This is a genomic window from Microbulbifer agarilyticus (assembly GCF_019800665.1).
In the GTDB taxonomy this organism is placed as follows: domain Bacteria; phylum Pseudomonadota; class Gammaproteobacteria; order Pseudomonadales; family Cellvibrionaceae; genus Microbulbifer; species Microbulbifer agarilyticus_C.
In genome coordinates, this window is the sequence record NZ_JAHVKO010000003.1 from 495,099 (window position 1) to 521,564 (window position 26,466).

The window sequence follows — 26,466 nt, forward strand, 5'->3', positions numbered from 1 at the left end:
GAGTTTGGTTAGTTACCGGATTCTGCGAGCTGCTGCAGCTGGGCTTCAAATACACTGGTCTCCTCGGCTCCGCTGATGGCGTAGTCATGGTTGAACATGAACAGAGGAACACCACTAATACCCTGCATCAGTAATTGCTCTTCGCGGGCGAGTGTTTGTCGTTTGATGGCGGCGTCGTGCAGTGCAGCCGAGGCTTCTTCGCGGTTCAGTCCCACGCTGTCGACCGCATCCAGCAGTACACGTTCGTGATTGAGGTTTTTACCGTGGGTGAAGTAATCCTCAAACAGGCGCATTTGAAGCTCGGTTTGGCGCCCGGTTGGCTCGGCCCAATGCAGTAACCTGTGGGCATGGTTTGTGTTGTAGATCCGCATCTCGTCGGAGAAATTGAAGTCGAAACCGAGCGCCGAGCCAATTTCTTTCAGGCGCTCCCTGCTCTCGAGGCTTTCTTCCGGAGAAATCTGGTACTTGGCGACCATATGCTCGCGCAGGTTCTCACCGGCCTCTGGCATTTGTGGGTTCAGCTCGAATGGGTGCCAGACGAAGTTGGGTTCAAACTGCCCGGGGAACTTGGCAAGGGCCTGTTCCAGGCGCTTGAATCCGATGACACACCAGGGACAGACAACATCGGAGACTATGTCGATTCGCAGGTAAGTTTTTGCCATCACTGACGGTCTTCTTTTCGTTATGGTCTTATTTTTTCCAAATAATGACTAAGGATTCTTGGCATGTAAACGATCTTTGTCAAATGTCCAGTATGACTGATGCCTTCATCTGTGACTCAATTCAGGGTTGGCTGGCGCTTACACATCGTCCAGCGGCCCGGTACCCATGCTGGCCCAGTTACCTCAAAAATCCTTCGTCGGGAAGGCTGCCTGGCACAATTGCGAGTATAGAAGTGATTGCTGAGACCCATGAGGCATGGCTGGCAGTATGTGCTCAAAAGCTACAAATCACGCCGGTTTTGTGTCATTTTGCTGACACAAATTTGTTTATGTTGAAGTGGTTATGAAGCGTCTCGTCCTGTCTCTACTGATCGCCGGTTTCCCCGGATATTCGTCCGCGGAAAAGCTAACTATTGATCGAATATTCTCCGACCCCGCCTTGAGCGGAACCAGCCCCCGTGCCCTGCAGTATTCCCCGGACGGCAGCCGCGTGACGTTCCTGAAAGGCCGCGAGAACGACTACAACCGCTACGACCTGTGGGAGTACAGTCTGCAGGATGGCGAAACCCGTGTGCTGGTCGACTCCGATTCGCTGCATCAGGGTGAGGAAAAACTTTCCGACGAAGAAAAGGCCCGTCGTGAACGCCAGCGTATCTTTGGCAGTGGCATCATGGAGTACAGCTGGTCAAAAGATGGCAAGTCGCTGCTATTCCCGCTGGCCGGTGATGTTTTCTATTACGCATTGAACGACGGCAAGTCCAAGCGCCTGACCGAGACCGAGGCTTTTGAAACCGATGTGCGGGTTTCTCCCAAAGGCAACTTTGTTTCGTTTATTCGCGACCAGAATATTTATGTGGTTGACCTGGAAACCGGTAAAGAGCGCCAGCTAACCACTGACGGCAAGGGTCCGATCAAAAACGGCATGGCCGAATTTGTGGCGCAGGAAGAAATGGGCCGCATGACCGGCTACTGGTGGTCACCGGATGAAAAGCGCATTGCCTATTTGCAGGTGGACGAGAGCCCGGTCGACGAGGTAACCCGCAGCGAAATCTATGCGGACCGTATCGAAATGATCAGCCAGCGCTACCCTGCGGCCGGCCGCCCCAATGTGACCGTCAAGCTGGGGGTGCTGGACCTGGACAGTGGCAAGACCCAGTGGCTGGATCTTGGCAAGGACCAGGATATTTATATCCCACGGGTAAAGTGGGCCCGTGACAACCTGCTGTCTTACCAGTGGCAGAACCGTAGCCAGCAGCAACTAGCGCTGCGTTTTGTGAATATCCCCAGTGGCGAGACCCGCGACGTGCTGGTGGAGTCCAGCGATACCTGGGTGAACCTGTTTGATGACTTGCGCTTCCTGAAAGATAGTGAGCGTTTTATCTGGTCTTCGGAAAAGGATGGCTTCAAGCACCTTTACCTGTACGACTTTGATGGCAAGCAATTGGCCCAGCTGACCCGTGGTGAGTGGGCAATAGATGAGCTGGAAGCGCTGGATGAACAGTCCCGCCAGGTGTATTTCTCCGGTCGTAAAGATACGCCGCTGGAGCGTCACCTGTATGTGACCGATCTGGAAGGCAGCGGCAAGATCGAAAAGGTTTCTTCCCGCGCTGGCATGCACACGTTTGCGTTTGCCGGTGATGCGTCCGGTTACATCGACACCTATTCCAATCCGACCACGCCGCCTCAGGTGAGCCTGCACGGTACCGATGGCAAACGCGTGACCTGGCTGCAGGAAAACAAGGTTGAAAAGGGGCATCCGTTGCACCCGTATATGTCCGACTGGATCGAGCCCGAGTTTGGCGAAATTACCGCACCTGAAGGCCACACCCTGCACTACCGGATGTACAAGCCGGCGGACTTCGACCCGAAGAAAACCTACCCGACCATGGTGTTCCTGTATGGCGGCCCACACGCGCAGTTGGTAACCAACAGTTGGGACAGGCCGTTTAATCAGTTCATGGCGCAGCAGGGCTATGTGGTATTTACCCTGGATAACCGTGGCTCTGCTAATCGCGGCAAGAAATTTGAAGACCCGATCTTCCAGAAGATGGGTGGCGTGGAAGTGGAAGACCAGGTTACCGGTGTGAAGTTCCTGCGCACATTGCCGTTTATTGATGCTGAGCGCATCGGTGTGTTCGGCCACAGCTACGGTGGCTATATGGCTCTGATGACCATGTTCAAGGCCGGGGATTATTTCAAAGCGGGCATTTCCGGTGCGCCGGTAACCGACTGGGGGCTTTACGATACCCACTATACCGAGCGCTACATGGGTAACCCGAATCAGGTACCGGAAGCGTACGAGGCTTCTTCTGTATTCCCTTACGCGGAAAACCTGAAGGGCCCGCTGCTGATTTATCACGGTATGGCGGACGACAACGTCCTGTTCACCAACACCACCAAGCTGATCAAGCAGCTGCAGGATAATGGCCAGCAGTTTGAACTGATGACCTACCCGGGCAAAAAGCACAGCCTGCGTGGCAAGGAAACCCGCAAGCACTGGTACCAGATGATGAAGGACTTTTTTGATCGCACGCTTGCGGCTGGCAACTAAGCCTGTCAACCGCGGTAACGAAAAAGGGGCTTCCGGTTGGAAGCCCCTTTTTTATTTAGTGGTAATCCAACTGCGTCGCTTTACCTCTGAACACATGATAAGAAAAAGCGGTGTACAGCAAGATCAGCGGTATTACGATAAGCGCGCCGACGAGGATGAACTGCAGCGAGTTGCGCGCGCTAGCGGCTTCCCAAATGGTGAGCTCACCGGGCACGATATACGGATAAAAGCTGAAGCCGATACCACTGAAACACAGGGTGAAAATAATCGTGGTGATAAAAAACGGTAGCGCGCTGTGCCGGTCGTTGTCTTTCGGCAGGCGTTTCAGCAGGATATCGTTAAAGATAAAGCCCAGGAAACATATCGCCGGGATCAGCAGTACAAACATTACCAGTGGATAGTTAAACCAGCGGTCAAATACGCCGGGGTTAACCAGCGGGTTGATGATACTAACCGAGATAACCCCGAGCAGTGCGGCGCGGCCTGCGCGACGCGCCCAGCGTATTACACGCGTTTGCAGCTCTCCCTCGGTTTTCAATACCAGCCAGGTGGCGCCGATGTAGCTGTATGCCGCAGTAACCCCCAACGCTGACAACAGGCAGAACAGCAGCGAAGACACACTGTAGTCAAAGCCCATGACGTACTGCCCAAGCATATAGCCCTGGGTAAGGGTTGTGATCAGCGAGCCGATTTTGAAGGTGCGGTCCCAGGTGAGTTTGTGATCCACTGCGGCCTTGGCGCGGAAGTCGAACGCAACGCCGCGCATAATCAGCCCAACTAGCATCAACGCCACTGGAATATACAGGTGCATGAGAATAAGACTGTGGGCCGAAGGGAAGGCGATGAGCAGAATACCGACGGCGAGCACCAGCCAGGTTTCGTTGGCATCCCAGAACGGGCCGATGGATGCGATCATGGTGTCGCGTTCGGGTTCATCCTGCTCGCCCATCGGCAGCAGGATACCCACGCCGAGATCGTACCCGTCGAGAACCGCGTAAGCCAGCACCGCGAGTCCCATCAAGCCAATAAATACCACGGGTAGCCAGTCGCTCCCATTATTGATGATCTCGTTCATGCCACACCTCCGCTGGTGTCGACTTTTGCCTTTGGTACATTCGGCAGGTTGCCGTGCGCTCTGGGTTCAGCGGTTTCAAATTCTTCCACGGTGACCGCCTTGAGCGCCATGCGTTTCAGGGTGTGGATATACGCCCACATTAATACTGCGTAGGTGGTGAGATAGAGTGCGAGTGAGAGTGCAACGTTTTTTGGTGCAATTGGTGTGACTGCATCCGCCGTTCTTAATATGCCGGTGACCAGCCATGGCTGCCGCCCGATCTCGGTAACATACCAGCCCGCAAGGGTTGCCACCCAGCCGGCAAAGGTCATCACCACAAGCCACTTTAGATAGGCTGTCGGTAGCGTTTTTTTGCGGTATAGGAAGTAACAGCCTGTCCACGCGGTGATTAGCATAAGAACTCCCATGCCCACCATGATGCGGAAGCCAAAGAACATTGGCGCTACCGGAGGATGGTCGTTGGGGAACTCGTTGAGCCCAAGAATTTTGCCGTCGGGTTTGTGCGTGAGAATCAGGCTGGCTAGTTTCGGGATGCCAATGGCGAAGTCATTGCTGCGAGTTTCTTCGTTGGGGATGGCGAACAGCAATAATGGCGCGCCGTCTTCTGTCTCCCACACCCCTTCCATCGCGGCAATCTTTTGCGGCTGGTACTTGAAGGTGTTGAGTCCGTGGGCGTCGCCGACGAAAGCCTGAATCGGGGCCAGTATGGCGGCGACGATCAGGCCGGTTTTCAGTGCCAACCGCGGCGCCAGCTTTGGGTCACCTTTGAGGATACGGTAGGCAGAAATACCACAGACAAAAAAGGCGGCAGTAAGGCCCGAGGCCAGCAGCATATGCGTTAGTCGATAGGGGAAAGAGGGATTGAAGATGATCTCCATCCAACTAACGGCATGGGCAACACCGTCGCGCATCTCGTGCCCGGTGGGTGTTTGCATCCAGGAATTGAGTGCGAGGATCCAGAAGGCGGAGAGTGTGGTGCCTATTGCCACCATGAGTGCAGAAAATGTGTGGACTTTACTGGGCACGCGCTTGATGCCGAATAGCATGATGCCGAGAAATGTCGCTTCGAGGAAGAATGCGGTCAGTACTTCATAGCCCAATAGCGGTCCGGCAATGTTACCCACCGTTTCCATGTACCCTGGCCAGTTGGTGCCGAACTGGAACGACATGGTGATTCCGCTGACAACTCCAAGGGCAAAAGTAAGCGCGAAAACCTTTACCCAGAAGCGATATGCACGCATCCACACCGGATCACTGGTGAAATCGAAGCGAAGTTTAAAAAAGACCAGAATCCAACAGAGTGCGATGGTGATGGTGGGGAATAGAATGTGAAAGCTGATATTGGCAGCAAACTGTATTCGGGAGAGCAGCAGTGTATCCAGCATGGGCACCTCTAGAGAGCAGCCGCGACCGGGGTGGCCGCAGCCTGTAACAGCGTGCGGCGATGTTTAGCCCGGTGCCGCACGCCCGGGTTGTAAAACTGGCGAGCTTGGCAGTGACTATTTGCGTGTTGAATTTTTCTTTGCGCTGGACCCGGTGGCTTTGGATTTAAGGTCCAGCAACTTGTTCAGCCCAGAACCGAGTTTCATGAGCTTGAGCAGGTCTTTTTCATCCAGCTTGCTGAGTGTATTGGCAAACTGGTCGAGCATTTCCAGCAGGCTGTACACCTCCTGGATTTTTTCTTGTGCGACGCTTTCCTGTTCGTCCCGCGGTTCGGTGAGCAGCAGCTGGCGCAGGAGGGTGAGGGTCGGGTCCAGCTCCCGTTTGCGCCGCTCCTCGAAGACGGTGCGCGCCAGATCCCAGATACTGCCCGCTGCGGTAAAGTAGTCCTTCCGGTCACCGGGCTGATGATGCAGTTCAATCAGCCGCCAGGCCTGCAATTCCTTGAGGCCCATGCTCACGTTGCCACGGCTGATTTTCAGTGCCTCCGCCAACTGGTCGGCATTTACCGGCTCATTGTGGATGGTCAGCAGGGCGAACATCTGGCCGACTGTGCGATTGAATCCCCAGCGGCTTCCCATCTCACCAAAATGTAGTACAAAGGCCTGCGCTTGATTGGAAAGCTTCATCTGTTTTGATTTCTTCTTAACTTTCAGAAATTTCTGAAAATTGTAAATATAAATTGATCTGTGTCAAGCAAGATTGTGTGGGCGTGGCTGAACGATCGGGGGGTGGTGCGTTGCTTTGCGCGCGGCAGCGCTGCCGGGAGGGTTGCTATCAGGCTTGGCAGGGAATGGATGCCAGTGCACGCGCTTGCCAGTCTGCCGGCACCAGGAAGCCGCGGCTCAGTTTTCCCTCTGGCGCAGTACGCGCCACACAGATGGGGCCGCGGGATAGCAGCGCTTCGCTAAGTTCGGGCTCTGCCTCAGTACTGGCAGGTACGCCGTCAGCCATGCGCATCGGATAGGGGGCAAGCCAGCAGGACTTGGGCAGCTGGTACCAGGTATCGAGATTGTCCCCGCGAGCGGTGGGGAAATAGGCGCGAAAGGTGGCGAGGTCGGCCCACCAGTAATCTCCTGGCCGCGGATCCGGTGCGGGCAGCGACGCCAGGGGCCGGAACAGGCGGCCGGGCATTAGCGCCCACTGCCGGTCCAGCTGAATGCCCTGATTGCGCAAGATTGCGCTGGCTGTTTCGCCGAGAGCTACCGGCAACTGGTGGTCGCGCATGCGCTGCAGTTTGATATCCAGGCGATCCTTGAGGCCGGGACCCACCCAGTATTCGTCTATCTGCAGGTAGAACTTGAGTGCCAGCTCCCAGTGTTCCACTGCGTTATCGAGGTGGTGGCGTACCACGAAGTCGAGCTCACCCAGCGTTTTGCCCTCCGCGCGAATCGGCAGGTTGCGAGCGAGTAAGGTGTAGTCCGGGTGGTGAGTGAAAGCGAAGGCCCAGAGCTGTTCGAAGTAGATACCGAGGCGGTGGCTTGTGCACTGCTGCAGTGTTTCCAGCAGCGGAGCCTCAAGTTGCGCGCGGACTCCGGGTGCTGAAAAATATTCCGCCAGTGCCTGACGTCGCGTCTGTGGCAACCACGGCAGTGGATACTCCGGTGCGATGTCGGTGGTATTCAACATCCACAGGAAGTTATCCCAGTGATCCGGGGTAGCGATAGGCAGTTGGGCACTCATGGGGCGAGTATAGGGAATTCGGCTGGCGCTCGATACTTGCGAATATCCGAGCGATTCAGAGAGGGCAGATTACCACTTGTAGCGAAAACCGAAGGTCAGCTGCACGCTGTAACTATCCCCCAGGTTGTTCAGGCTGGTCGCGTAGTCCAGTTCACCATACACCGAGCATCCGTCACCGCACTCGTCGTAGGTAAAACCCGCACCAATTTGTCCCCACCACTGGTCCCGTTCCTGAAACAGCGAGGTACCGGATACCTTCACCTCAGTCTGGTCGTCAAAATAAAAGTAGGTGTTGGCGATGGCGTAAAAGCCGATGCGTTCCAGCAGCAGGTTGCCGTACATATTGCGGTTCACCCGCTGGCTGAGGCGTTGCTCGAAAGCGACGCCCATCCGGGCAAAGCCCCCCTGATTTTCCGCGTCCGTCATGCTGGCGCCGTAGGGGTCTTGGTTATCGTCGATGTCTTCAGCGGTGAACGCGAGTTGCAATTGCGGGGTGAGGGAGTAGAAGTCACACAGTTTGAGACTGTGCCCGCCTTCGACGGAAAAATTAAATCCGACAGCGTCATTGTCTTTGCCCAGGTACCAGAGTTCGCTGGAATACAGGTCTGAGTCGAACCAGTTGAACTGGGCCTGTATATCGGCATAACTGCCCTGACTGCCGTGCCAGGTCAGCGAAGCGCCGACACCGAAGTAATCGGTATCGATATCGCCGCGGCCAAAGAAACTGTCGAGCTCGGTGCTGCCACTGCCGTACTGGGCGAACACGCCGAGCATCATGCGGCCGTAGTACACCGCAGGATCGAAAGAAAAGTCGCTACCGATTTGTACCTGGCCGAAGTCCTGCTGCCACTCGGCGTGTGCGGTAGATCCCTCTGGCGCATTGTCGTTGTACTCGGTGTTCAAACGCATCCACCAGCCGCCGCCGTCGATGGTGCGTTCTACGGCCTCGCCGTAACAGCAGGTGCCGCGATCCCTGAAACTGGTGCCGGCCCAGAAACGATTACCCACGCGCTTGCGCAACGTGGTTGGTGTGTTCATGCGGCGAATGGACTGGGCATAGGTTTCGTAGAGCACGGCGCCTGGTTGCCAGCGCGGGATTAAGTTACCGCTGCCATTGAACGGATTGCTGATCGTGGAGCGAAGGAACCAGGTGTCATTGCTGCCGCCATCGATGCCGCCCCGGTGCAATGTGTAACCATAGGCGCCGCCGACAATCGCCGAGCGCCCATCAAAACCTGTGTAGTCTGGTGCGAGGGTAAAGGCACTCCGCGGGTTATTGCCTTCAACCTGGATGATGGGAATGCCATCGCCAACGGTGAGCGCGCCATTTCCACCTAGGTTGAAAATACCGACGAAGGTGCGCCCGCTCGCATTGCCGGCGATGGAGAGAAAATCGCTTGGTGCGTTGTCGCCTGCGAGTTGCGTATCCATCCACAGGCGTCCGTCGCGACCATGATAAGAGCCAAAACGTCCGTCGTCATGGGTGGCGATATTGAGCTGATTGAAGACGCCGTTTTCCAGGTCGAGGGTGCCGGCATTTTGCACGTCGCCAAAGATGGAAAACTCCGTATCGGTCGGTTCCAGAATGCCGCCGAAACGGATGTCCAGCCCAAGTGATTCGCCTCCGCTGCGCCCGCCACCGACGGTCAGATCGTTGAACATGCGCAGCTTGGAGCTGCCGTTGATAATCAGGTTCTCCCAATTCAACAGCTTGCTGCCATCAAGCAGGTGATCGAGTTTGAAGCGCAGCGTGTCGATATCACCGTCGTCTGCTGTGGCATCGTCGCCGCCGTCGAGTATGGTGTCTTCCTCGTCGAAGGCGCGGGCGTCAATCTCCAGGTAATCGGAGCCGCTGCCTCCCACAAAGTGGTTGATAATGCCCTCGTCGTAATAAAACGTGTCGTCGCCAGCGCCCATGTTCGCGATTTCGAATATGAAGCCGCCGTCGAGCAGCAGAGAATCGTCGCCAGCACCTGCGTTCAGGCGAAAGGTCAGGCCGTCGTATATCTCGATACGGTCGTCCCCATCGCCGGTATCCAAACCGCCGTTAAAGAAATTACCAATCTGCGAATCGCGGTTTTCCACAATCACCGTGTCGTTGCCATCTCCCGTGAACAGGTTGGTCTCGATCACTGCACCATTGACGTTGATCTGGTCATCACCAGTGCCCGCATTGGCGATACCAATGGTGCCGCCATCAAGGTTGAGTACATCGTCACCACCAAGTGCGTCTACGTCGGCACCGGCGGCATCATTGTCTGTGTCACAGAGGATGGTATCCGGGCCTTCGGTACCAATATTCCCCGGCGAGCAATCGGCCTTGGCTGGCGTTGGCAACAGCAGTAACGCAATAAGCCCGATTACCCAGGATGCGCCGACGGCCATTGCTGTAGGGCCGTGCGGCCGGGTGTCAGAACTCATAGGTGACGCCCAGGTTGAATGTCCATGGGTCGGTATTGAAGTCTGAATAAAGCCGCTCGTAACCGAGCGTTGTGGGGAAGGTAACCTCAGCATCGACACTGGAATCGACATAAATTACTGCGGCGTTGATGAGCCAGGAGCGCATCTTGCCCCACCCCAGTCGCCAGTCCACACCCAGTTGAGCCGTGACTCCCCAGGAGTGGCCCACACCGAAATGTCCCGGACCTGTCGCCATGCCGCTGTTAATCAGGTAGTTCTGGAATTCCGGGTACAGGTGGTCGTCATGGTAATCGGAATAATTCACGCCGATGCCCAGGTAAGGTTGCCCCAGGCAATCCAGGTCTGTCATATACCAGTTAACAAACAGATTGGTGGAGGAGAGGCTAAATCGCCCAAAGTGGATATTGTCCCGGCCCGGGCGTGCGCGAAAGTTTCCTAAAGAGAGCGGGTGGCCGGAGTCACCGACATGCATTAGCTCCACGCCAAGGTAAGGCAATGGCCGCCATACCCCAGAAATATTCCAGGTGGTGTCGTCATCGGTTTCCCAGGAAGTACGGTAAAGCTCCCAGTCCTGAAACAGGTAGTACTTCAGTGAGGTGTGGCTGTCGTCGGGGTGTACCGAGCTGGCGCCAATACGCAGGTAAAACCGGGTGAGGTCGACATCGGAAACAGGAATCTGGGCCGTTGCGAAAATCGGGAACAGAATTGCCAAGCAAGCGGTCAGCCTGAGTCTTTTCATGGTTAACTCCATGTCACACCGGTTGATGCAGGCGATCTGATTATCGTGATGGACCGCCAGCCGGATCTTGAGAAATCGCCGGACCTGTTTGTGTTTAGGTGGCCCGGAAAGCAGTGCGCGCAAGTTACCTCGTGAATAAAAAGGCCGCACGCGAGAGCAACACTAAAAGTAGCATGGCGTACGGAAGTTGCCGGGGTGTTTGTGACTCATTGCGGCGGGCCGTTTCAGGGGGCGCGGGGTAGGTTTTGTGGAGGGTGTATCGTAGGCTGGCTGCGACCTTCACCCCTGACCGGTGGGTAACAAATAGCGGTGGGACTTACGCCGATCCAATGTGTAAAATCTCGCCGTTTCTCGTTACGGAAAAGTGACAGCAATTCCGCTCACTGCGAAGTTTATGAATTCCAACAGCTATACCCGCCTGCGCGACCAGGAACTGGCAAAATCCACCAAACCTTTTCAGGCCAAAGGCAAAAGCGTGAAGCGCTGCCCGGACTGCCAGATGGGTGAGTTTGCCTGTATGTGTGCGTGGCGGCCGCAAGCGCAAAGTGCGCTGGACTTCGTATTGTTGATGCATCGCAAGGAGCTGTTCAAGCCCACCAATACCGGGCGGCTGATTGTGGATGTGTTTCCCGATACGCCGGCCTTTCTGTGGAACCGGCTGGAGGCGCCAGCAGAATTGAAGCAGCTGTTGCAAGATCCTGAGCGAAACTGCTTTGTGGTTTTCCCCGCTGATGGCACAGAAAACTGCTCCCGCGAGGTGGTACAGAGCGTGCCGGTGAGCGATAAAAAAACCACGCTCATCATCCTCGATGGCACCTGGAAACAGTGCAGCCGTATGATCGGTCTCAGCCGCTGGTTGGATGATGTACCCTGTTTGAGTTTGCCGGAAACCCTGGTGCGCTCTTACTCGGTGCGCGATTCAGGCAGAAGCCATCGCTTTTCCACCGCCGAAGCCGCCATCAGTTGCCTGTTACTGGCCGGTGAGGAACAGCCAGCGCTAACACTCCAGCATTACTTCAGGGTGTTCAACCAGCACTACCTGGCCACGCGCGGCTGTTGCTTGCCGGAGATTGGTGAGAGCCACCAGTTTTTAGACGCGACTACCTGAACATTGTGGCGCTCAAAGAGCGCCTACCGGGGCGCTAATCAGCCGTTAGGCAGCTGGCATTGCATCAGCTGCGCTTCCCACTCGTCTTCCAACTGTTGTGCAATGATTTCGATGCGGCTTTCGGCGCAGTCGTCCAGCTCTATCTCGGTAAGGGTGTCCGGAGTCAGGTTGTAGCCGAGTACACCTTCGTCGGTAATAAACACCGCTTTCATGCGTTCCACTGTCAGGCCGCTCAAGAAGTTGAACAGCTTTTTCTGGTCGAACACGATATCCGGAGCGAAGCGCCAGCCAACACTCTGATAACTTTCTCCCTGATTGACCGCCTTAACGAAGCCCGCTTGCGGAATTTCAGCTTCTTCCGGTGCCGAGGGTGCACCATGGCTTTCGTGATAATGCGGGGAGACGCGCGTGGCAGTTGGGCCCGATAGGATGGAAAAGTCTATCTGGCCCTGTTCGGCAAATAGCACTTCGGTTGCATTTGGACTGTGCTCTTTGACGTATTCCTGCAGTGCGGCTTTTTCCCGCTCACCGTAAAGATCCTGTTTGTTGCCCACGACGATATCGGCAATAGCGATTTGCTGATTAAAGGTCTTGTGGCTGGTGTAGCGTTCGTCCGCCAGCTTGCGCGCATCTACCAGGGTGAGAATCTTTTGAATGGAGAGTACGTCTTTGTAGTGCTCTGCTGAGAGTGTTTCCAAAACCTCAATCGGGTGGCCGAGGCCGGTGGGTTCGATCAGTAAGCGGTCGGGCTTGGCGCGGGTTAGCAACTGGTTTAATGCTATTTGCATGGGCAGACCGGCGGCGCAACACATGCAGCCTCCGGGTACTTCACGAATAAACACCCCATCTTCTTCGCGGTGTGTACCTTGAAACAGGCTGCCGTCGATACCAATTTCCCCGAACTCATTTACCAGCACCGCCCAGCGTTCATCGGCGGGCTTACTTTTTAGCAGGTGCAGAATGGTCGAGGTTTTACCGGCTCCCAGGAACCCGGTAATGATGTTGGTTGGAACGGCAGAAATCTTTGTCTTCTCGGCGCCCATGCAATATTCCTTCACAAAGTGCAGCGCGCCACCACTACCTGTAGTAGCTATGGGGGCTGTTCAAATGGGGAGCAAACCTATCGAGCGCGAACTCAGTGACAGTTACAGTTGCCGTGCTGCTGGCAGCGACGATAGTTCTGGAAGTGGGCAAGTGCCAGCAGCGCCGCGCCGGTCAGGGTGAGCCCCTTCTCTACAAATTCACCAGCATTCTCCCTCAGGACGATGGCGATAACCAGCAGTGCCAACCCGGCAACGCCCATTGCCGCAAAACGATACTGCTTGTGGGCCTTACAGCCCATGGCCAGTGCATAGATACTGGTTGGCAGTACGGCCGCGACCATCCACTGGTGGAATTGTTCGCCGGCAATGGTCAGCGTGGCAATACTCGGCACCAGCAGAATCAGCAGCGGTACCAAAAGGCAATGCGCGGTACAAAGAATCGACAAGCCGATGGCGGCTTTATCAGTGGAGTACTGAAGTGTTGTCATTTGTCAGCTTGAATTTGGTTGGGCCACATCGAGACGCGTGGGTCATAGATGTTGGGGCTGTTGCAATGCGGTGCTATCCAGTGTGCAGGCACTGCTGTACCTGAGGAAAGCCTGCGATGCTACCATAACGTTATGTTGCAGTGTAACTTTTGCGTGTTTTGATTGAGCTGGATCGTGGGCTGCGTATCGGTGGACATCCCGTTTGCGAGCAATCGCGGGGCCCGGAAAGAAACTAGACTGAAAGGCGATTTCCCAATTTTTCTGTCGTTTTGTGTAAAGGGACGCCGCGAAAATGCAGAGATTCCTGCCTGTCGCATTGAGTTTGTTCGCTTTTGGCCTGCTTTTCGCGGAGAGCAGTCACGCGGATAAAAGCGTATTCGACCTGAGCGTGGTGGAGCGCAAGAACTTCGAGCCGGCCATTCCCCGGCCTCATCAGGAAGAGCTGGCGGCGAAGAAGCTGGAAGAGTTCCAACAACGGGCTGGGCAGAAACCGAATATCCTTATATTCCTTGTGGATGATATGGGCTGGGGCGACCCGGGCGCGTTTGGCGGCGGAGTAGCCATTGGTGCGCCCACGCCGAATATCGACAAGCTGGCGCGCGAGGGTCTGAAGTTAACCTCGATGTACTCCCAGCCAACCTGCACTTCCTCACGGGCGGCGTTAATGACGGGGCGTTTGCCGGTGCGCAGTGGTCTGGTGCGCCCGATCCTCACTGGCGACGTGATCACCAAGAACCCGTGGCGAATCGAACAGTCCAGCGGCAAGATGCTCACCTCTGCCGGCTACAAGACCGCGGTGATCGGCAAGTGGCATATTGGTGAGGCGGAAGGGATGCTGCCCCACGAGGTGGGCTTCGATTATTTCTTTGGGTTGCCGTCGGTACAGTCGGATTACACCCAGTTCCTGTTAAAGCGCCAGTACTCCGACATGATCAATAACCCGGAGCTGCACGAATTGGCGTTTACCCTGCGTCCGGAAGGTCTGATCGAGGGTGAAAAGGGTGGCCGGCGCAAGGTCGCGTACCCGATCAATACCGTCGACGATATGCGCATGGTTGACCAGGTGTTACGGGATAAATCGCTCAAGTTTTTAAAAGATGCCAAAGCAAAAGGCACACCTTTCTACCTGGTCCACTCGTTCTCAAAAATCCACAACGATTCCTTGGTAGCACCCGCATATATCGGCAAAAGCCCGGCCGCCATGCCGGTGCGTGATGCGATGGTTGAGGTCGACGACATTGTTGGTGAGATCATGCAGGCGTTGGAGGAGAATGGGCAACTGGAAAATACCATTGTGTATTTCACCTCGGACAACGGCGCCAATGAGGACGTTTGGCCGGATTCTGGCTATCACCCATGGCGTGGCGGCAAAGGCACCACCTGGGAGGGCGGCGTCAGAGTGCCCGGCATTGTGTTCTGGAAAGGCATGATTGAACCCGGACAGGTAAGCAATGAGTTGGTGGACCTCACCGACCTCTATATGACGTCCCTGCGTATGGCCGGCGTGCTCGACAATTTACCCAATGATCTGTATTTCGATGGCATTGACCAGACTGCATTTTTCCTTGCGCCCAATGGGCACTCGCGGCGTCAGGTTGTGTATATGTGGAACCGTAATGAATTTTGCGCACTGCGCTGGCGTGACTATAAGGTGCACTTCAAAATTTTCGATGTGAAAGTGCCACGGCGTAATCTTGACGCCAGCGTATTGTCCGATGTGGGCACCGCGCTCTGGGTCTTTAACCTCAATGTCGATCCCAAAGAGATGTCCAGCACCGGACATCAATTTTTCGAGTGGGGTATGCCGCAGGCAATTAAATTTTCCAAGCAGCACCAGGCGACCATGAAAGAGTATCGCAACACAGATATCGGCCTCGGCTTATAAGCGCCTGTTTACTGCTCTTCCTGTTGCATTTTTTCAAACATTTTCGGGCGCCAATCTTCTTTCTGCAGATTGTTCTTTTCCATGTATTTATCGAGGGCCGGGTCCTGGGCCTCGAAACCGGGGCGCCAGCGCCCGGCGTTCATCGATTCGCTGAGCGGACTCGGCTGTCCTTTTTCCGGTGGAGGTTGCTGCGCGGTACCCGGTACCGACCAGGCGTCGTCGGTTGAAACTGCCATGCGCTCGACGATGCCATCTTTCGTCACATTCCACACCATCATATCGGTAGCCATGGACAGCGGCCCATCGTAGGTCTCGCGGATACTCTGGTAAATTTGATAGCGGGTATCCGGCTCATTAAAAAAGTGAAAGGCCACCGCGTGTCGCGGCTGGATGGTGCTCATGATCTTGCCGAATGCCTGCGGGGAAGTGTGAAATTCGCAACAGGTGCGCCAGCCCAATTGCGGTGGTTGGTTGTACAGGCGGACGAACTGCTCGGGGGTGTGCATGGCTTCGTGTATTGCCAGGTCTACATCTTTTCCGTGTTCGATAAACCAACGGTTGGGTACCGTGTCCCCGCTGAAGAATACACTCAGACCTGCATATTCGAGCTTGTAACTTACCGGTCCGTCGCCGGCATGCACCGCCGGATAGGAACGAATCGTTACCCCGTTTTGCTGGTACACCACCTGGTCCACCACCGCATAGTCAAACTCGGTCACGTCCAGTTGACCGGGAATCGGACTGATCTTGTACTCGCGGGTGACCTTGTCCCAGTTCACGAACTTCAGGAAATGCTCCATGGCATAGGCCGTGCCCATTTCTGGGTCTGCCCCACTTGGACCCCAAATACGCAATGCATTTGGCCGGCCCGCGGTCCAGCCGCCCGCCCACAAGCCGAGGAGGTCGCCCATATGATCGGTATGTAAATGGGAAAGGAAAACCTTGTCGAGATACTGATAGGGAATCATCAGACTGGCCACATTGGCCATGGAGCCGGTGCCAATATCAAACAGAAATTTGTCTCCGTTTCCCACTTCAATCAGAAAGCAGCTTGCGGCTTGCCCGCGCCGCGCTGCAGGCATACCAGTTCCACAAGCCACTACGCGAATTTCGTCCTTGGCCAGTGCTTCGGTGCCGGGGTAGTAGGCATAGCGATCCGGTGCGGTCCCCGTTGGTGATTTAACTTCGCACCCGCCGCTTCGGCCAAGGGAATCGTAGTCAATGAATAGATACTGCTCAGCCAGAAGGCGAGTGCGCCAAACGCGGCGCCCACCAGAAAAATGAGGGAGGCAGAACGAAGAGGAGCGCGAATAGGAGAAGGCTGTGCCATCCTGAAACCCTTTGCGAAGTTATGCAAACTAATTAGAAGGGTAGTGGAAAGCCAAGCAGCGCTCATCGCACGACAGATTAAATGCAGCAATCTCTACTTTATGTGTCGATCATGACGAATCGCATTCAATCATCTACTCCGTGCCGGATGAGCGCCGTTATGTATTCGACGGAATAATCTTACTCATTGGGGTTTCCTGCACCTGCATAGGCAACCCCGGAGAGTAGCGCCATATCCCGGTTCCAGGTCGTCAGGTCCGACGCGTTAAACCCACTTAGACTATCGTGGCCACATGCACGGGCCATGACCTGCATAAGTTCGACGGAAGCCTCGAAGAAGTTCTTCAGCTGCTGGGCAGACTTGTCGACATTCAGCCGTTGCCGCAAGTCTGCTTTTTGTGTGGCGATTCCGGCGGGGCAATTGTTGGTATTACAAATACGCGCAGCGACGCAGCCAATGGACTGCATGGCGCTGTTGGCAATGGCGACACCGTCGGCGCCCAGTGCCAGGGCTTTTACAAAGTCTATGGGTACGCGCAGGCCGCCGGTGATGATCAGCGTGACGTCACCGCTGGCTCCGTTGTCGTCGAGAAAGCGTCGCGCCCGTGCCAGGGCGGGAATCGTCGGCACACTAATATGGTCGCGAAACATAGCCGGGGCAGCGCCGGTACCGCCGCCACGTCCGTCGAGGATGATGTAATCGGCACCGGCATCCAGCGCGAACTGCATATCGTCTTCAATGTGGTTGGCACTCAGTTTGAACCCGATCGGAATGCCGTCGGTAATTTGTCGCACTCGATCGGCAAAGCGCTTGAAGTCATCGACCGTATGCAAATCTTCGAATGAGGGCGGCGACACGGCGGGCTCCCCTTCCGGAATACCGCGCACCTCGGAGATCTTGCCCACGTTTTTTGCCCCCGGAAGGTGACCGCCGGTACCCGTCTTGGCGCCCTGTCCGCCTTTAAAGTGGAAGGCCTGCACCTTGAGCAACTTGGATTCCTCAAACCCAAACTTGGCACTGGCGAGCTCGTAAAAGTAACGTGAGTTGGCCTCCTGCTCTTCCGGCAACATCCCGCCCTCGCCGGAGCAGATACCGGTGCCCGCCATCTCGGCACCTTTCGCCAGTGCGACCTTGGCCTCTTCAGAGAGTGCGCCAAAGCTCATATCCGATACAAACAGCGGTATTTTCAGTTTGAGTGGCTTGTTGGCGCGGGGGCCAATAACCAGCTCGGTGCCGACGGCGGCATCTTCCTGCAGCGGTTTTCTTGCCATCTGTGCGGCGAGCAACTGAATGTCGTCCCAGTGGGGCAACTGATGGCGCGGGATTCCCATCGCCGTCATGGGGCCGTGATGGCCCATTTGCGACAAACCTTCGCGCGCCAGCTGATGGATAAATTCTACGGTGGGTTCTTCTTTGGTGGCTTTTGCGGTCGGGGTGCCATCATTGTCCGCACGGATTCCCGGGCCTTCCTTGCCCAGCATTTCATCGGAAAACTGTTTGTGGGTTCCGTCGCAGTAAGGGATGTTCGCGGAATGCTTGCACTGGCAAAGATAGGCCTCACCGCTCTTCTCCGGCACAAAGAGTTTCGGTTCCAATCCCGTCCCCGCATGGGAGCCATCGCAAAATGGCTGGTTGCCGGATTTTCCGCAGACACAGAAGAAGTATTCTTTGCCCTGCTCAAGGTTCACTTTGCTGGGCTTATTATTGGCAATGATTGGATTCATCGGGCGCTCGATCCGGTTGCTTGCTGAAAGGCAGACTGTATTTATACACACAGTGGCTAGGCTTTGGATCGCTGGACGGATTGAAAGCGGTAGTTAGAGGGATTTACGCGTCATTTTTGTGCGCTATTACCGTGAAGCAAAAACGTAAGGGTTCGGCCAGCTTCTATCGAAACAACTACGCTTCAATTTTCCGACGTTGCGATATCGCTGTGATCGCGCAATAAGTCGTGCTCTTTGATCCAGCGGTGTTCAACGCGGGTTTTGGGGGCTGGTCCTATTTAAATAGGGAGACAAGGTGGGCATCGAATCATCCGTATCTGACGAGCATTCAAAGCGCGGCATGTGGATCGTCCTGGCAATGACCGCCATGTGTATGACCGTTGTTGCCTATAACACGACAGCGATTACCACGGTCATCCCAATGTTGCGCAAAGATCTGGACCTCACACCCAGTGAAGTGCAGGGCATCATGGCCGTTTACATGGTGGCGGCATCGTCGCTGATGCCGATCATGGGACGTTGCGCTGATCTGTTTGGGCGGGTACGTATCTTCGTGCTCGGCATGTTGACCTTTGCATGTGGTTCACTGTTTGTCGCCATTTCCACCGGCGGCACGGAAATGTTACTCGGGCGTATGTTGCAGGGTTTTGGCGCTTCATCCCTATTTGGTACCTCTCTTTCCCTACTGACATCCGCGACCCCGCCCAAAGACCGGCCGGTAGTGGTCGGTGTATGGGGTGCGATGATCGCACTGGGTATGAGTCTCGGCCCGATCATTGGCGGTGCGCTTGGGCAGTATCTGAGCTGGCGCTGGATCTTTTATATGGATCTTGCCGTACTCGGGTTGGCCCTGATCCTTGTGCGCATTGTTTCGCGCAATAATTATGTGCCGGCGACACAAAGGCTCAATAAATCACTGGATATTCTCGGCGGTATTCTATTGATATTGACTCTGGGGCCGGTTGCCTATGGACTTGCGAATAGCTCACTTGCCGGCTGGACAAACCCGGTCACACTCACTTCCATCGGTATCGGCATAGTCTCCGGTATCGCCTTTTGGTGGCGTGAGCAGCATTGCGAAAGTCCACTATTACATCTCGATTACTTTCGTCACCCGCGCTTCAAAATGGCGACGCTGGGAATCTTTATCGCCGGTTTTAACCTGCTCGGTTTCTTTATCTTCTACAACCTTTTCGTGCAGTCCCCAGCCGCGTTCGGGATGAGCCCGGTTGAAGCTGGTGCTGCGGTGCTGCCGATGACCGCGGTTATGTTGGTCTTCTCCATTTGGGGGCCGAAGATCCTCGGGCCTTATAGTTACCGCTGGCCGATTACCATCGGCATGCTGTGTTTGGCGCTCAGTGGGATTTTGCTATCTACGGTATCCAACGACTCTACTTACCGCGACACCTGGTGGATGTTGCTGGTGACCGGGGTTGGCTTTGGTCTCACCATTCCGCTCTTGCCGCGTATCGGCTTGCGTCTCTGTGCGGAGGAGCATACCGGCCAGGCATCGGGCATGGTTAATGCCTGCCTAACCTTCGGCGCATCCGTAGGTTCCGTCGTCGCCGGTGCGGCGCACGTAGCGTCAATTCGAAAGCATTTGGAAGCCGTATTGCACGCCTTGCCGATAAAGTCTGAGCAGCGACATGAGCTCGCCCAGGCGCTCGCCAATGGATCCAACAGCGACATACTGACCAAGCTCGGCACATTAAAGCCAGAGACCAGTCACGCATTGCAGCAGGCCCTGCGTGATGTGCAGGATGATGCATTTAGCGCGGCCATGTTGACCTGTTCCGTGGTTTCCATTGTCGGGGCGATTATCGCGGTGTATTTGATGCGCGGTCCGGTGCCGGAGGAGGGGAGTGCCAAGGCGCTACTGCGGCACTGATCGAATATGAGAGCGATACTTACCGTGGTTAATCACGATTTAATAAGAAGGCTCCCATCCGGGAGCCTTCTTATTACGAGTTGAAATCTATATATAGTTAGTCGAGATCCGCTACATCCGTTCGTTCAGCAGAAATTGCCCTCTTAAACTCTTCCGAATTGGCATTGCGCAGTGCGATGCACTGATCAATCATTTCTAGGCTTTGATTGGCGGCTCGCGTAATGCCGGGAATTTTTTCTTCGGCTCCAGCAAAGAAATTTGCTGCCTTTTGGCGCTGACTTTCGTTGCAGAATTGGTTGGCAGCCGATGCCGTGTAGTGCTTAAAAAGCCCGCCAATACCTTCCGTTACTAGATCGGTATTGTCTACTAGGAAGTCAAAGCTGCGATCTTGTAAATCTCGATTGTGTGGAAACATGAATACGATCATTCGTGCCCGATCGTGTCCGGATAGGCGTTCATCAAAAAGAAGTTCTGTGAACATATGCTCGATATATTTGGTATCTTTTGACTTTGATAAAGCGTAAAGCATCCGGTCGCGCAACATTTGATCCGATGTTGAGAGGGCCATGTCCTCCATGCGCACGAGTAGATCGTAGTCAGCATTTATCGCGGTTCCACGGAGTGCGACGTTAATCCAGTCGTCGGGCATAGAGTTTGCTTCGTCTCCTGCTTCGATAGCCGAAATGTGCTCACGGCCGAGTTTGCCAAGTATCTCAATGACACGCTCGGATTCTGCCTCCATCGCCATAAGGTCAATCGTATCGCGCCTATCCAAACGTGTCATTGGGGAGTCATCTGACGAATGCTCCATTCGCAATTCCGTTAGTCTTGGCGCATACATATCTTCAACGAAAATGCGGTAGTCTTCCGTCGCCTCTCCATCGAGCAAACTGAGGCGGAGTTTCTGTAAAACATCCCCTACAGAAGAAGCTACTTCATAGTTTTCGTGCTTAGCTAGTGCCCGAAGGATGTCAACATAGGCTCCCGACTTAAGTTTGCCTGCTTTAAATGCTGATGTTGAACTGTCAGAGAGATTAACCAGCTCAGAAACCGAGAGAGCGTCTCGATTCGCCAAGAGTTTGGCCCAGCTATCGGCATCGAGATTCCAACGGTAGTAACCGGCACTACGTGCATTGGGCATAAGATAATCGGGGCAGGATGCCAGCTCGATTTCGGTTTTCTCTTCGGAGATCAACTCGCAGGCTTCACTATCTTCTGTTTTGTAACAGAGCGGCAACTGCCAAATGGTATCAACAGGGAACTTGGCACCAAGTGGACGATAGCGACTTTGTGTGGCGGTGAGTTTTGCTCCGTCGTCGCTACAGCTGACTTCCACATCCACCGTCGGTGCTCCTACCTCTTCTACAAAACTTTGTAAAACCTGCTGTAGCCGCGGTTCATTGGATCCAGCGGCCATTGATTCGAAGAACTGAGAGGAAGTAGCAACGCTATGTTCAAAACGCTGGATGTGATGGCGTACTCCATCGCGAAAGCGGTCTTCTCCAACAAATGCTTCCACCATCGCCAATACTGCTGCTCCTTTGTTGTAGGTGACGCTGTCAAAGGTTTTCCCTATCTCGGCATTATCGCGGACTGGCTGCTGGATCTGACGCGATGCAGCGGTAGAGTCCTGATTGATGGCTCCCAGACTGAATTTTTGCTGAACGGTGTCGATGGCCAGGTCGGGGCGAACTGCGTGCGCAGCCTTCGCAGCTAGCCACGAAGCAAAAGATTCGTTTAGCCATATATCCTCCCACCAGTGTGGTGTAACCACATTGCCAAACCACATATGGGCTAGTTCGTGCGCGTGCACTCCGTAATACCACTGTAGGGTGGCGGGCGTGGAATCTTCGTCAACGAGCAATCCCTGTTCGCCGTAAACGATAGCTCCTGGATTTTCCATTGCGCCACCGAACTGCGGGTGCGCGATCAGGTCGATTTTTTCGTAGGGATACGGTGTGCCGAAGTAATTCTCGAGCTCTTCCAGCAGAGGCTGAGTATTGCGCAGTGCATACTCGGCCTTGTCGCGTTTGCCTTTAGTCACAATGGCGCGGAGTGGTACTTCGTAATCGCGTAACTCGGTCTTGGGAAGATTATCCCACTCGTAGATATCGAATGGGCCAACCGCGAAAGCCAGCAGGTAGGTTGGCAAAGGTTTGGTAGTGGCAAAGATATGTCGAATATTGTCTTCGTCTCCTGCTACCTCCTTCGTAACGGGAGTATTGAAGATAACCACATTTTTATCGGCAGAGGTTACCTCAACCGAATATGCTGTTTTGAATTGTGGATCATCAAACCCTGGGAATACTCGTCGCGCGTCGATGGCCTGCATCTGGGAGAAAACATAGTATTCTTCGTTTTCCTCAATGCTGTGGAGGGCTGAGGATGACTTGCTAAAGGGGGCGGTATAGCTGAACTGCAAATCACCACTGCCTGATACTGGAGTGGAAAAAGATACGCTGGAAACCCCTAGTCGATTGGCTTGCTCATAAGAGCCGATGAAAGTCTTCTCACCCTGCGTAAATGCAACTGAGTTCACCTGTAGGTCCTGGCCATGTAACCAGATTTTGGTCGTCGCCTTCTCGATGCTGATGGCAATCCGTGCCATGCCGGAGAATTCAGCTTGTTCCGGTTGGATATTTAATGACAGGGAATATTCGTGAGGTCGGACATTGGTGCCAAGGCTGCCTAACGGCATGGGTTCTTCGTAAACATCTCTATCGGAGTCGGAGCTGCAGCCGGCAAAGGTAAAAATGAGCACCAAAAGAAGTGCGATTCGGGTACGCATTGCGTCTCTCCCTGTTTTTTATGGTTTGTGATGTACCTCTCTACTTCTAAAAACAACGTTTCATTAACCCTTATTTTTTCAATGCGCGCAATTACACGGAGTTGCATATGTGTACCAGCGTGTAATTGCGCACATTGTCGTCACGGCACTCTTCACGTTTATCACTACTTGATGACTCATAAGGGCTAACGAGCGCCGTTGAAAACGAATGGTGCTCTGGGTGGTTTATGCTTTCTTTAGGCAGACGCGCGATGCGCGCGGGAATTGCAAAGAGTTGATTGAAGGGCGAGGGAGGTGTGCCATGTCTGCGAATCGAGAAATAGGTAAAACAGGACTGAAAGTACCGCCCATCTGTTTTGGCTCAACAGGCCTGGGCAGCATCCCTGACTTGTATGGCTATGAGGTGGACGAAGCCCGCGCACTGGATACCATACGCGCGATCCTCGAGCGGCCAGATGGCTTTATCGACACCGCACGTGTCTACGCGATGGGGCGCAGTGAGGAGCGTATTGGCAAGGTGGTCAGCGAACTGGGTGGCTGGCCTGAGGGCAGAGTGCTGGCGACCAAGCTGGATATGGATGGTGAAAGTCGTGTGTTTGATGGCCATCAGGCGCGCAAGTCGTTTGAACAGAGTCTCGAGGCGCTGTGTGTCGACCGCGTGGATATTCTGTATGTGCACGATGTGGAGTACGCCGCGAATCTAACGGATGTCACCCGCGAAGGCGGCGCGTTGGATGTATTGTTCGAGCTCAAGGAGGAAGGGCTGGCGACCGCCGTCGGCCTTGCGGCGGGCAATATTGATGTGATGATGCCGATCGTGCGCGACCGGGACTTCGATGCATTGCTCACCCATAACCGGCATACACTGGTGAACAACAACGCGGCGCCAATGATCGAGCTGGCCAAATCAAAGGGCATCTCGGTACTTAACGCGGCACCTTTTGGTGGCGGCATGTTGTCAAAAGGCAGTGCTGTTCAGAATCATTACGCTTATCGCGAAGCCGACGAGAAGACGCTGGCACTGGTGCGGGCGGTCGAAGAGATTTGTGTCCGTCACGATGTGCCACTAGGTGCGGTCGCCCTGCAATCCTCACTGCGGGATCCGGATATTACGTCCACCGTGTGCGGAGTGACCTGGCCTGAGCATGTGCGCCAGGCCTACGAGTGGGCCGACTGGCCTATCGACGATGCAGTCTGGCAGGAGCTTGCCAAGATCAAACCCTCCGCTGCCAACCCAGAGGCTGCCACAGGCTGATGTCGTGATACTGGAGGTTAGGTTTTGGCTTTCTTGGCGTATTGCTGCAGGAAGGTTGTGAGTGCGGTATCCACCACCCGCGATTCTTCATTGGGGTCTAGCCGCGGTGCCCCGGTCAGCAGCTGTGGCCAGAAGGCAAAAGTGTCCAGGATTCCCTGCATATGCCGACCGGCATACATCACATCCTTCTTCTCCAGGTGGCCGTCTGCGGCCGCCGCTTCCAACCAGTGCAGCAGAGGCCCCGGGGTGGCATTCAGTAACTCGGTCAGTTGCTGCGCGCGCTCCGGGTCGGCCAATACCTCGGGGATGCCGATACGCGCCAGTGTGACATAGGCCGGGTCTGCAAGGATCTCCAGCTTCGCGTGTAGCAGTGAACGCAGCTGCGGCTCCAGCGGTGTATCGGGCTGGTAAGTCTGGTTTACCTGCGCCACACATCGCTCCGCTAATCCTCCCAGCACGTGCGCAAACAGCACTTCTTTGGTGGGGAAGTGCCGGTACAGGGTTCGCTTGGATACTTCCGCTTGTTCCGCCACCTGGTGCATGGCCGTGGTGGCGAAGCCTTTCTCCAGGAACAGATCGCGGGCGGTGTCCAGAATCTGTTGTCGCTTCTGCTCAGAAACTTTCACTGTCTCGGTTCTTTTTCAATTCGCATTGGTTACGCCTGTGTATGGCAACGATGGCTTACACAGGCGTGGCGCAAGTATCCGACGGACCCTGCGGTATATCGCTAAGGGCGGAGGTTAGAGGGTTGCAAGTCAAAGGTAAACACCTGTGTTTACTTTTTCCCGGGCTTGACGCAATATGGCCTTAAGCTGAATTTGGGGCAGAATCGAGTCATGAAAAAGCGAATTGTAGGCCTGCTGGGGGCGGGCATTGTGCTGGTGGTGGCAATTGCCAGTGTCCGCGCGGTAATGGTCTATCCAGACCGACAACTGGTGATCGAAAATCCGCAACCGCCGCTTGTGTTGGATGCGGAGCAGGCTGCACAGCGCCTGGCCGATGTCATCCGCTTTCCAACCATTACCCAGGATGAAGCGCCATACCTGGAGCCGCAGCCATTTATCGATTTTCACAACTATCTCGAAGCGCAATACCCTGCGGTGACGGCATTCGCTACACGCCATGTCTTTAATAAATACTCTCTGGTGTATGAGTTCCCCGGTACCAATCCAGAGCTGAAGCCCATTCTGTTGATGGGACATATGGATGTGGTCTCTGTGGATGAGGACACCCTGTCCGACTGGACGCACCCACCGTTTGCCGGCGTGATCAGCGATGGCCAGATCTGGGGCCGCGGTGCCATCGACGATAAAGCCAGCGTGATGGCGTTGATGGAAGCCATGGAGCACCTGCTGCAAACCGGCGCACAGCCTGAGCGCAGTATCTTTTTCTCCTTCGGCCACGACGAAGAAATCGGTGGGGAAAACGGCGCTGCAGAAATTGCGCGCTACTTCGCCAGCCGCGATCTTAATTTCGAATTTGTGCTGGATGAGGGCGGTGCGATTACCGAGGGCCTGATGCCGGGCTTCGAGCAGCCGATTGCCGTTATTGGCGTGGCCGAGAAAGGTTTTGTGAATGTACGGCTGGTAGTGGAACAGCCCGGGGGCCATTCATCCAAGCCGCCCGCCAGCACCGGCGCCGGTATTCTGGCGCGCGCGATTGTGCAGCTTGAGGACAATCAATTCCCCACCACGCTCAAGTTTACCAACATGACATTTGATGCGGTTGGCCATTACGCAGGCTTTGGTGCCCGCTTTGGCATGGCAAACCAGTGGCTGACCGGCCCACTGGTGGAATCCGCGATCCTCGCTAACGAGAGCAGTGCCTCCGGCATTCGCACCTCGACCGCTGCCACCATGCTCAAAGGCAGCAGCAAGTCCAATATCCTGCCGACCCGCGCCAGTGCGGTGGTGAACTTCCGCATTATGCCCGGCGAAACAGCCGAGTCCGTCGTCACGCGAGTGCGTTCGGTCATCGACGATCCGCGCGTATCCATTGAGCCGTTCATGGCCAGTAACCCATCGCCGGTATCGAGCACCGATGCCTACGGCTACCAGCTGATCGAAAAGAACATCCGCGAGTTGGATCCGAATGTGCTGGTAGCACCGTATCTGGTACAGGGTGGTACCGACTCCAAACATTTCTATGGTTTGTCGGATGCGGTATACCGCTTCCTGATGGTGCGTGTTACCCCCGAGACGGTAAACACATTCCACGGCATCGATGAACGACTTGGCGTGGAAGATTTTGCCAACGGTATTCGCTTTTTTGTTATGTTGCTTGAGCAGTCGTCCTTTCCCGATAAAGACCAGCGCGGTGGCGAGGCCACGGCAAAAGCCCACTAAATAAAACCCAAAAAATAGAACGGATAACAGAGGTTATCGAT

Annotated in this window: 19 protein-coding genes; 6 read left to right on the forward strand and 13 right to left on the reverse strand. The window is 55.0% G+C overall.

Annotated elements, in window-relative coordinates; all coding sequences use genetic code 11:
- Positions 1-8: 8 nt before the first annotated feature.
- Positions 9-662: a DsbA family oxidoreductase gene (locus KUV22_RS07815; RefSeq protein ID WP_222229936.1), complete on the reverse strand. Its 654-nt coding sequence runs from the start codon at positions 660-662 to the stop codon at positions 9-11.
- A gap of 343 nt (positions 663-1,005) precedes the next feature.
- Here KUV22_RS07815 and KUV22_RS07820 point away from each other — a divergent pair, with 343 nt between their 5' ends.
- Positions 1,006-3,213 carry a S9 family peptidase gene (locus KUV22_RS07820; protein ID WP_222229938.1) on the forward strand — a complete coding sequence of 736 codons (2,208 nt, stop codon included), beginning with the start codon at positions 1,006-1,008 and terminating at the stop codon, positions 3,211-3,213.
- Positions 3,214-3,268: 55 nt separating this feature from the next.
- Here the strand turns inward: KUV22_RS07820 and KUV22_RS07825 are convergent, their stop codons facing one another.
- From KUV22_RS07825 to KUV22_RS07850, 6 genes are all read right to left on the reverse strand, one after another.
- Complete coding sequence (locus KUV22_RS07825; protein ID WP_222229939.1) at positions 3,269-4,288, reverse strand: cytochrome d ubiquinol oxidase subunit II; 1,020 nt, start codon at positions 4,286-4,288, stop codon at positions 3,269-3,271.
- Positions 4,285-5,673, reverse strand: a complete 1,389-nt coding sequence (locus KUV22_RS07830; RefSeq protein ID WP_222229940.1) for a cytochrome ubiquinol oxidase subunit I — start codon at positions 5,671-5,673, stop codon at positions 4,285-4,287. Before KUV22_RS07830 ends, KUV22_RS07825 begins: the two co-directional genes overlap by 4 nt.
- 114 nt (positions 5,674-5,787) lie before the next feature.
- Positions 5,788-6,357: a GbsR/MarR family transcriptional regulator gene (locus tag KUV22_RS07835; protein ID WP_222229941.1), complete on the reverse strand. Its 570-nt coding sequence runs from the start codon at positions 6,355-6,357 to the stop codon at positions 5,788-5,790.
- 148 nt (positions 6,358-6,505) lie between these two features.
- Positions 6,506-7,411 (reverse strand): DUF1853 family protein, encoded by a 906-nt coding sequence (locus tag KUV22_RS07840; protein WP_222229942.1) that lies wholly within the window; start codon positions 7,409-7,411, stop codon positions 6,506-6,508.
- Between the two features lie 69 nt (positions 7,412-7,480).
- A complete protein-coding gene (locus KUV22_RS07845) occupies positions 7,481-9,832 on the reverse strand; it encodes an autotransporter family protein (protein ID WP_222229943.1) in 2,352 nt (783 codons plus the stop codon).
- Positions 9,822-10,571 carry an OmpW/AlkL family protein gene (locus KUV22_RS07850; RefSeq protein WP_222229944.1) on the reverse strand — a complete coding sequence of 250 codons (750 nt, stop codon included), beginning with the start codon at positions 10,569-10,571 and terminating at the stop codon, positions 9,822-9,824. Before KUV22_RS07850 ends, KUV22_RS07845 begins: the two co-directional genes overlap by 11 nt.
- 394 nt (positions 10,572-10,965) lie before the next feature.
- Here KUV22_RS07850 and KUV22_RS07855 point away from each other — a divergent pair, with 394 nt between their 5' ends.
- Positions 10,966-11,679: a tRNA-uridine aminocarboxypropyltransferase gene (locus tag KUV22_RS07855; protein ID WP_222229945.1), complete on the forward strand. Its 714-nt coding sequence runs from the start codon at positions 10,966-10,968 to the stop codon at positions 11,677-11,679.
- Positions 11,680-11,717: 38 nt separating this feature from the next.
- Here the strand turns inward: KUV22_RS07855 and KUV22_RS07860 are convergent, their stop codons facing one another.
- On the reverse strand, positions 11,718-12,722 hold the full coding sequence (locus tag KUV22_RS07860; RefSeq protein ID WP_222229946.1) for a CobW family GTP-binding protein: 1,005 nt from the start codon (positions 12,720-12,722) through the stop codon (positions 11,718-11,720).
- A gap of 92 nt (positions 12,723-12,814) precedes the next feature.
- Positions 12,815-13,210, reverse strand: coding sequence for a MerC domain-containing protein (locus KUV22_RS07865; RefSeq protein WP_222229948.1), 396 nt, complete (start codon positions 13,208-13,210; stop codon positions 12,815-12,817).
- Between the two features lie 292 nt (positions 13,211-13,502).
- Here KUV22_RS07865 and KUV22_RS07870 point away from each other — a divergent pair, with 292 nt between their 5' ends.
- Positions 13,503-15,095, forward strand: a complete 1,593-nt coding sequence (locus KUV22_RS07870) for an arylsulfatase (protein WP_222229950.1) — start codon at positions 13,503-13,505, stop codon at positions 15,093-15,095.
- Positions 15,096-15,103: 8 nt separating this feature from the next.
- On the opposite strand, the gene gntH is transcribed toward KUV22_RS07870, so the two are convergent.
- Complete coding sequence (gene gntH, locus KUV22_RS07875) at positions 15,104-16,339, reverse strand: guanitoxin biosynthesis MBL fold metallo-hydrolase GntH (RefSeq protein ID WP_315857526.1); 1,236 nt, start codon at positions 16,337-16,339, stop codon at positions 15,104-15,106.
- Between the two features lie 265 nt (positions 16,340-16,604).
- On the reverse strand, positions 16,605-18,149 hold the full coding sequence (locus KUV22_RS07880) for a glutamate synthase-related protein (protein WP_222229954.1): 1,545 nt from the start codon (positions 18,147-18,149) through the stop codon (positions 16,605-16,607).
- Positions 18,150-18,444: 295 nt separating this feature from the next.
- Between KUV22_RS07880 and KUV22_RS07885 the strand changes: the two genes are divergently transcribed.
- Positions 18,445-20,037 (forward strand): MFS transporter, encoded by a 1,593-nt coding sequence (locus KUV22_RS07885; RefSeq protein ID WP_222229956.1) that lies wholly within the window; start codon positions 18,445-18,447, stop codon positions 20,035-20,037.
- 97 nt (positions 20,038-20,134) lie between these two features.
- Here the strand turns inward: KUV22_RS07885 and KUV22_RS07890 are convergent, their stop codons facing one another.
- Positions 20,135-22,825, reverse strand: coding sequence for a M1 family metallopeptidase (locus KUV22_RS07890; protein WP_222229958.1), 2,691 nt, complete (start codon positions 22,823-22,825; stop codon positions 20,135-20,137).
- A gap of 301 nt (positions 22,826-23,126) precedes the next feature.
- Between KUV22_RS07890 and KUV22_RS07895 the strand changes: the two genes are divergently transcribed.
- Positions 23,127-24,080 carry an aldo/keto reductase gene (locus KUV22_RS07895; RefSeq protein WP_222229960.1) on the forward strand — a complete coding sequence of 318 codons (954 nt, stop codon included), beginning with the start codon at positions 23,127-23,129 and terminating at the stop codon, positions 24,078-24,080.
- A 17-nt stretch (positions 24,081-24,097) separates the two neighbouring features.
- Here the strand turns inward: KUV22_RS07895 and KUV22_RS07900 are convergent, their stop codons facing one another.
- Positions 24,098-24,706 carry a TetR/AcrR family transcriptional regulator gene (locus tag KUV22_RS07900; protein ID WP_222229962.1) on the reverse strand — a complete coding sequence of 203 codons (609 nt, stop codon included), beginning with the start codon at positions 24,704-24,706 and terminating at the stop codon, positions 24,098-24,100.
- A 210-nt stretch (positions 24,707-24,916) separates the two neighbouring features.
- Here KUV22_RS07900 and KUV22_RS07905 point away from each other — a divergent pair, with 210 nt between their 5' ends.
- Positions 24,917-26,425, forward strand: a complete 1,509-nt coding sequence (locus KUV22_RS07905; RefSeq protein WP_222229964.1) for a M20 family peptidase — start codon at positions 24,917-24,919, stop codon at positions 26,423-26,425.
- Positions 26,426-26,466 lie beyond the last annotated feature (41 nt).

What these genes read in the sequence shown, in the direction of transcription:
- KUV22_RS07855 (WP_222229945.1), top strand. Translation starts at nt 10,966, where the DNA reads ATGAATTCCAACAGCTATACCCGCCTGCGCGACCAGGAACTGGCAAAA.
- KUV22_RS07905 (WP_222229964.1), top strand. Translation starts at nt 24,917, where the DNA reads ATGAAAAAGCGAATTGTAGGCCTGCTGGGGGCGGGCATTGTGCTGGTG.
- KUV22_RS07895 (WP_222229960.1), top strand. Translation starts at nt 23,127, where the DNA reads ATGTCTGCGAATCGAGAAATAGGTAAAACAGGACTGAAAGTACCGCCC.
- KUV22_RS07815 (WP_222229936.1), bottom strand. Translation starts at nt 662, where the DNA reads ATGGCAAAAACTTACCTGCGAATCGACATAGTCTCCGATGTTGTCTGT.
- KUV22_RS07825 (WP_222229939.1), bottom strand. Translation starts at nt 4,288, where the DNA reads ATGAACGAGATCATCAATAATGGGAGCGACTGGCTACCCGTGGTATTT.
- KUV22_RS07850 (WP_222229944.1), bottom strand. Translation starts at nt 10,571, where the DNA reads ATGAAAAGACTCAGGCTGACCGCTTGCTTGGCAATTCTGTTCCCGATT.
- KUV22_RS07840 (WP_222229942.1), bottom strand. Translation starts at nt 7,411, where the DNA reads ATGAGTGCCCAACTGCCTATCGCTACCCCGGATCACTGGGATAACTTC.
- KUV22_RS07830 (WP_222229940.1), bottom strand. Translation starts at nt 5,673, where the DNA reads ATGCTGGATACACTGCTGCTCTCCCGAATACAGTTTGCTGCCAATATC.
- KUV22_RS07845 (WP_222229943.1), bottom strand. Translation starts at nt 9,832, where the DNA reads ATGAGTTCTGACACCCGGCCGCACGGCCCTACAGCAATGGCCGTCGGC.
- KUV22_RS07835 (WP_222229941.1), bottom strand. Translation starts at nt 6,357, where the DNA reads ATGAAGCTTTCCAATCAAGCGCAGGCCTTTGTACTACATTTTGGTGAG.
- KUV22_RS07880 (WP_222229954.1), bottom strand. Translation starts at nt 18,149, where the DNA reads ATGAATCCAATCATTGCCAATAATAAGCCCAGCAAAGTGAACCTTGAG.
- KUV22_RS07870 (WP_222229950.1), top strand. Translation starts at nt 13,503, where the DNA reads ATGCAGAGATTCCTGCCTGTCGCATTGAGTTTGTTCGCTTTTGGCCTG.
- KUV22_RS07820 (WP_222229938.1), top strand. Translation starts at nt 1,006, where the DNA reads ATGAAGCGTCTCGTCCTGTCTCTACTGATCGCCGGTTTCCCCGGATAT.
- KUV22_RS07890 (WP_222229958.1), bottom strand. Translation starts at nt 22,825, where the DNA reads ATGCGTACCCGAATCGCACTTCTTTTGGTGCTCATTTTTACCTTTGCC.
- KUV22_RS07860 (WP_222229946.1), bottom strand. Translation starts at nt 12,722, where the DNA reads ATGGGCGCCGAGAAGACAAAGATTTCTGCCGTTCCAACCAACATCATT.
- KUV22_RS07865 (WP_222229948.1), bottom strand. Translation starts at nt 13,210, where the DNA reads ATGACAACACTTCAGTACTCCACTGATAAAGCCGCCATCGGCTTGTCG.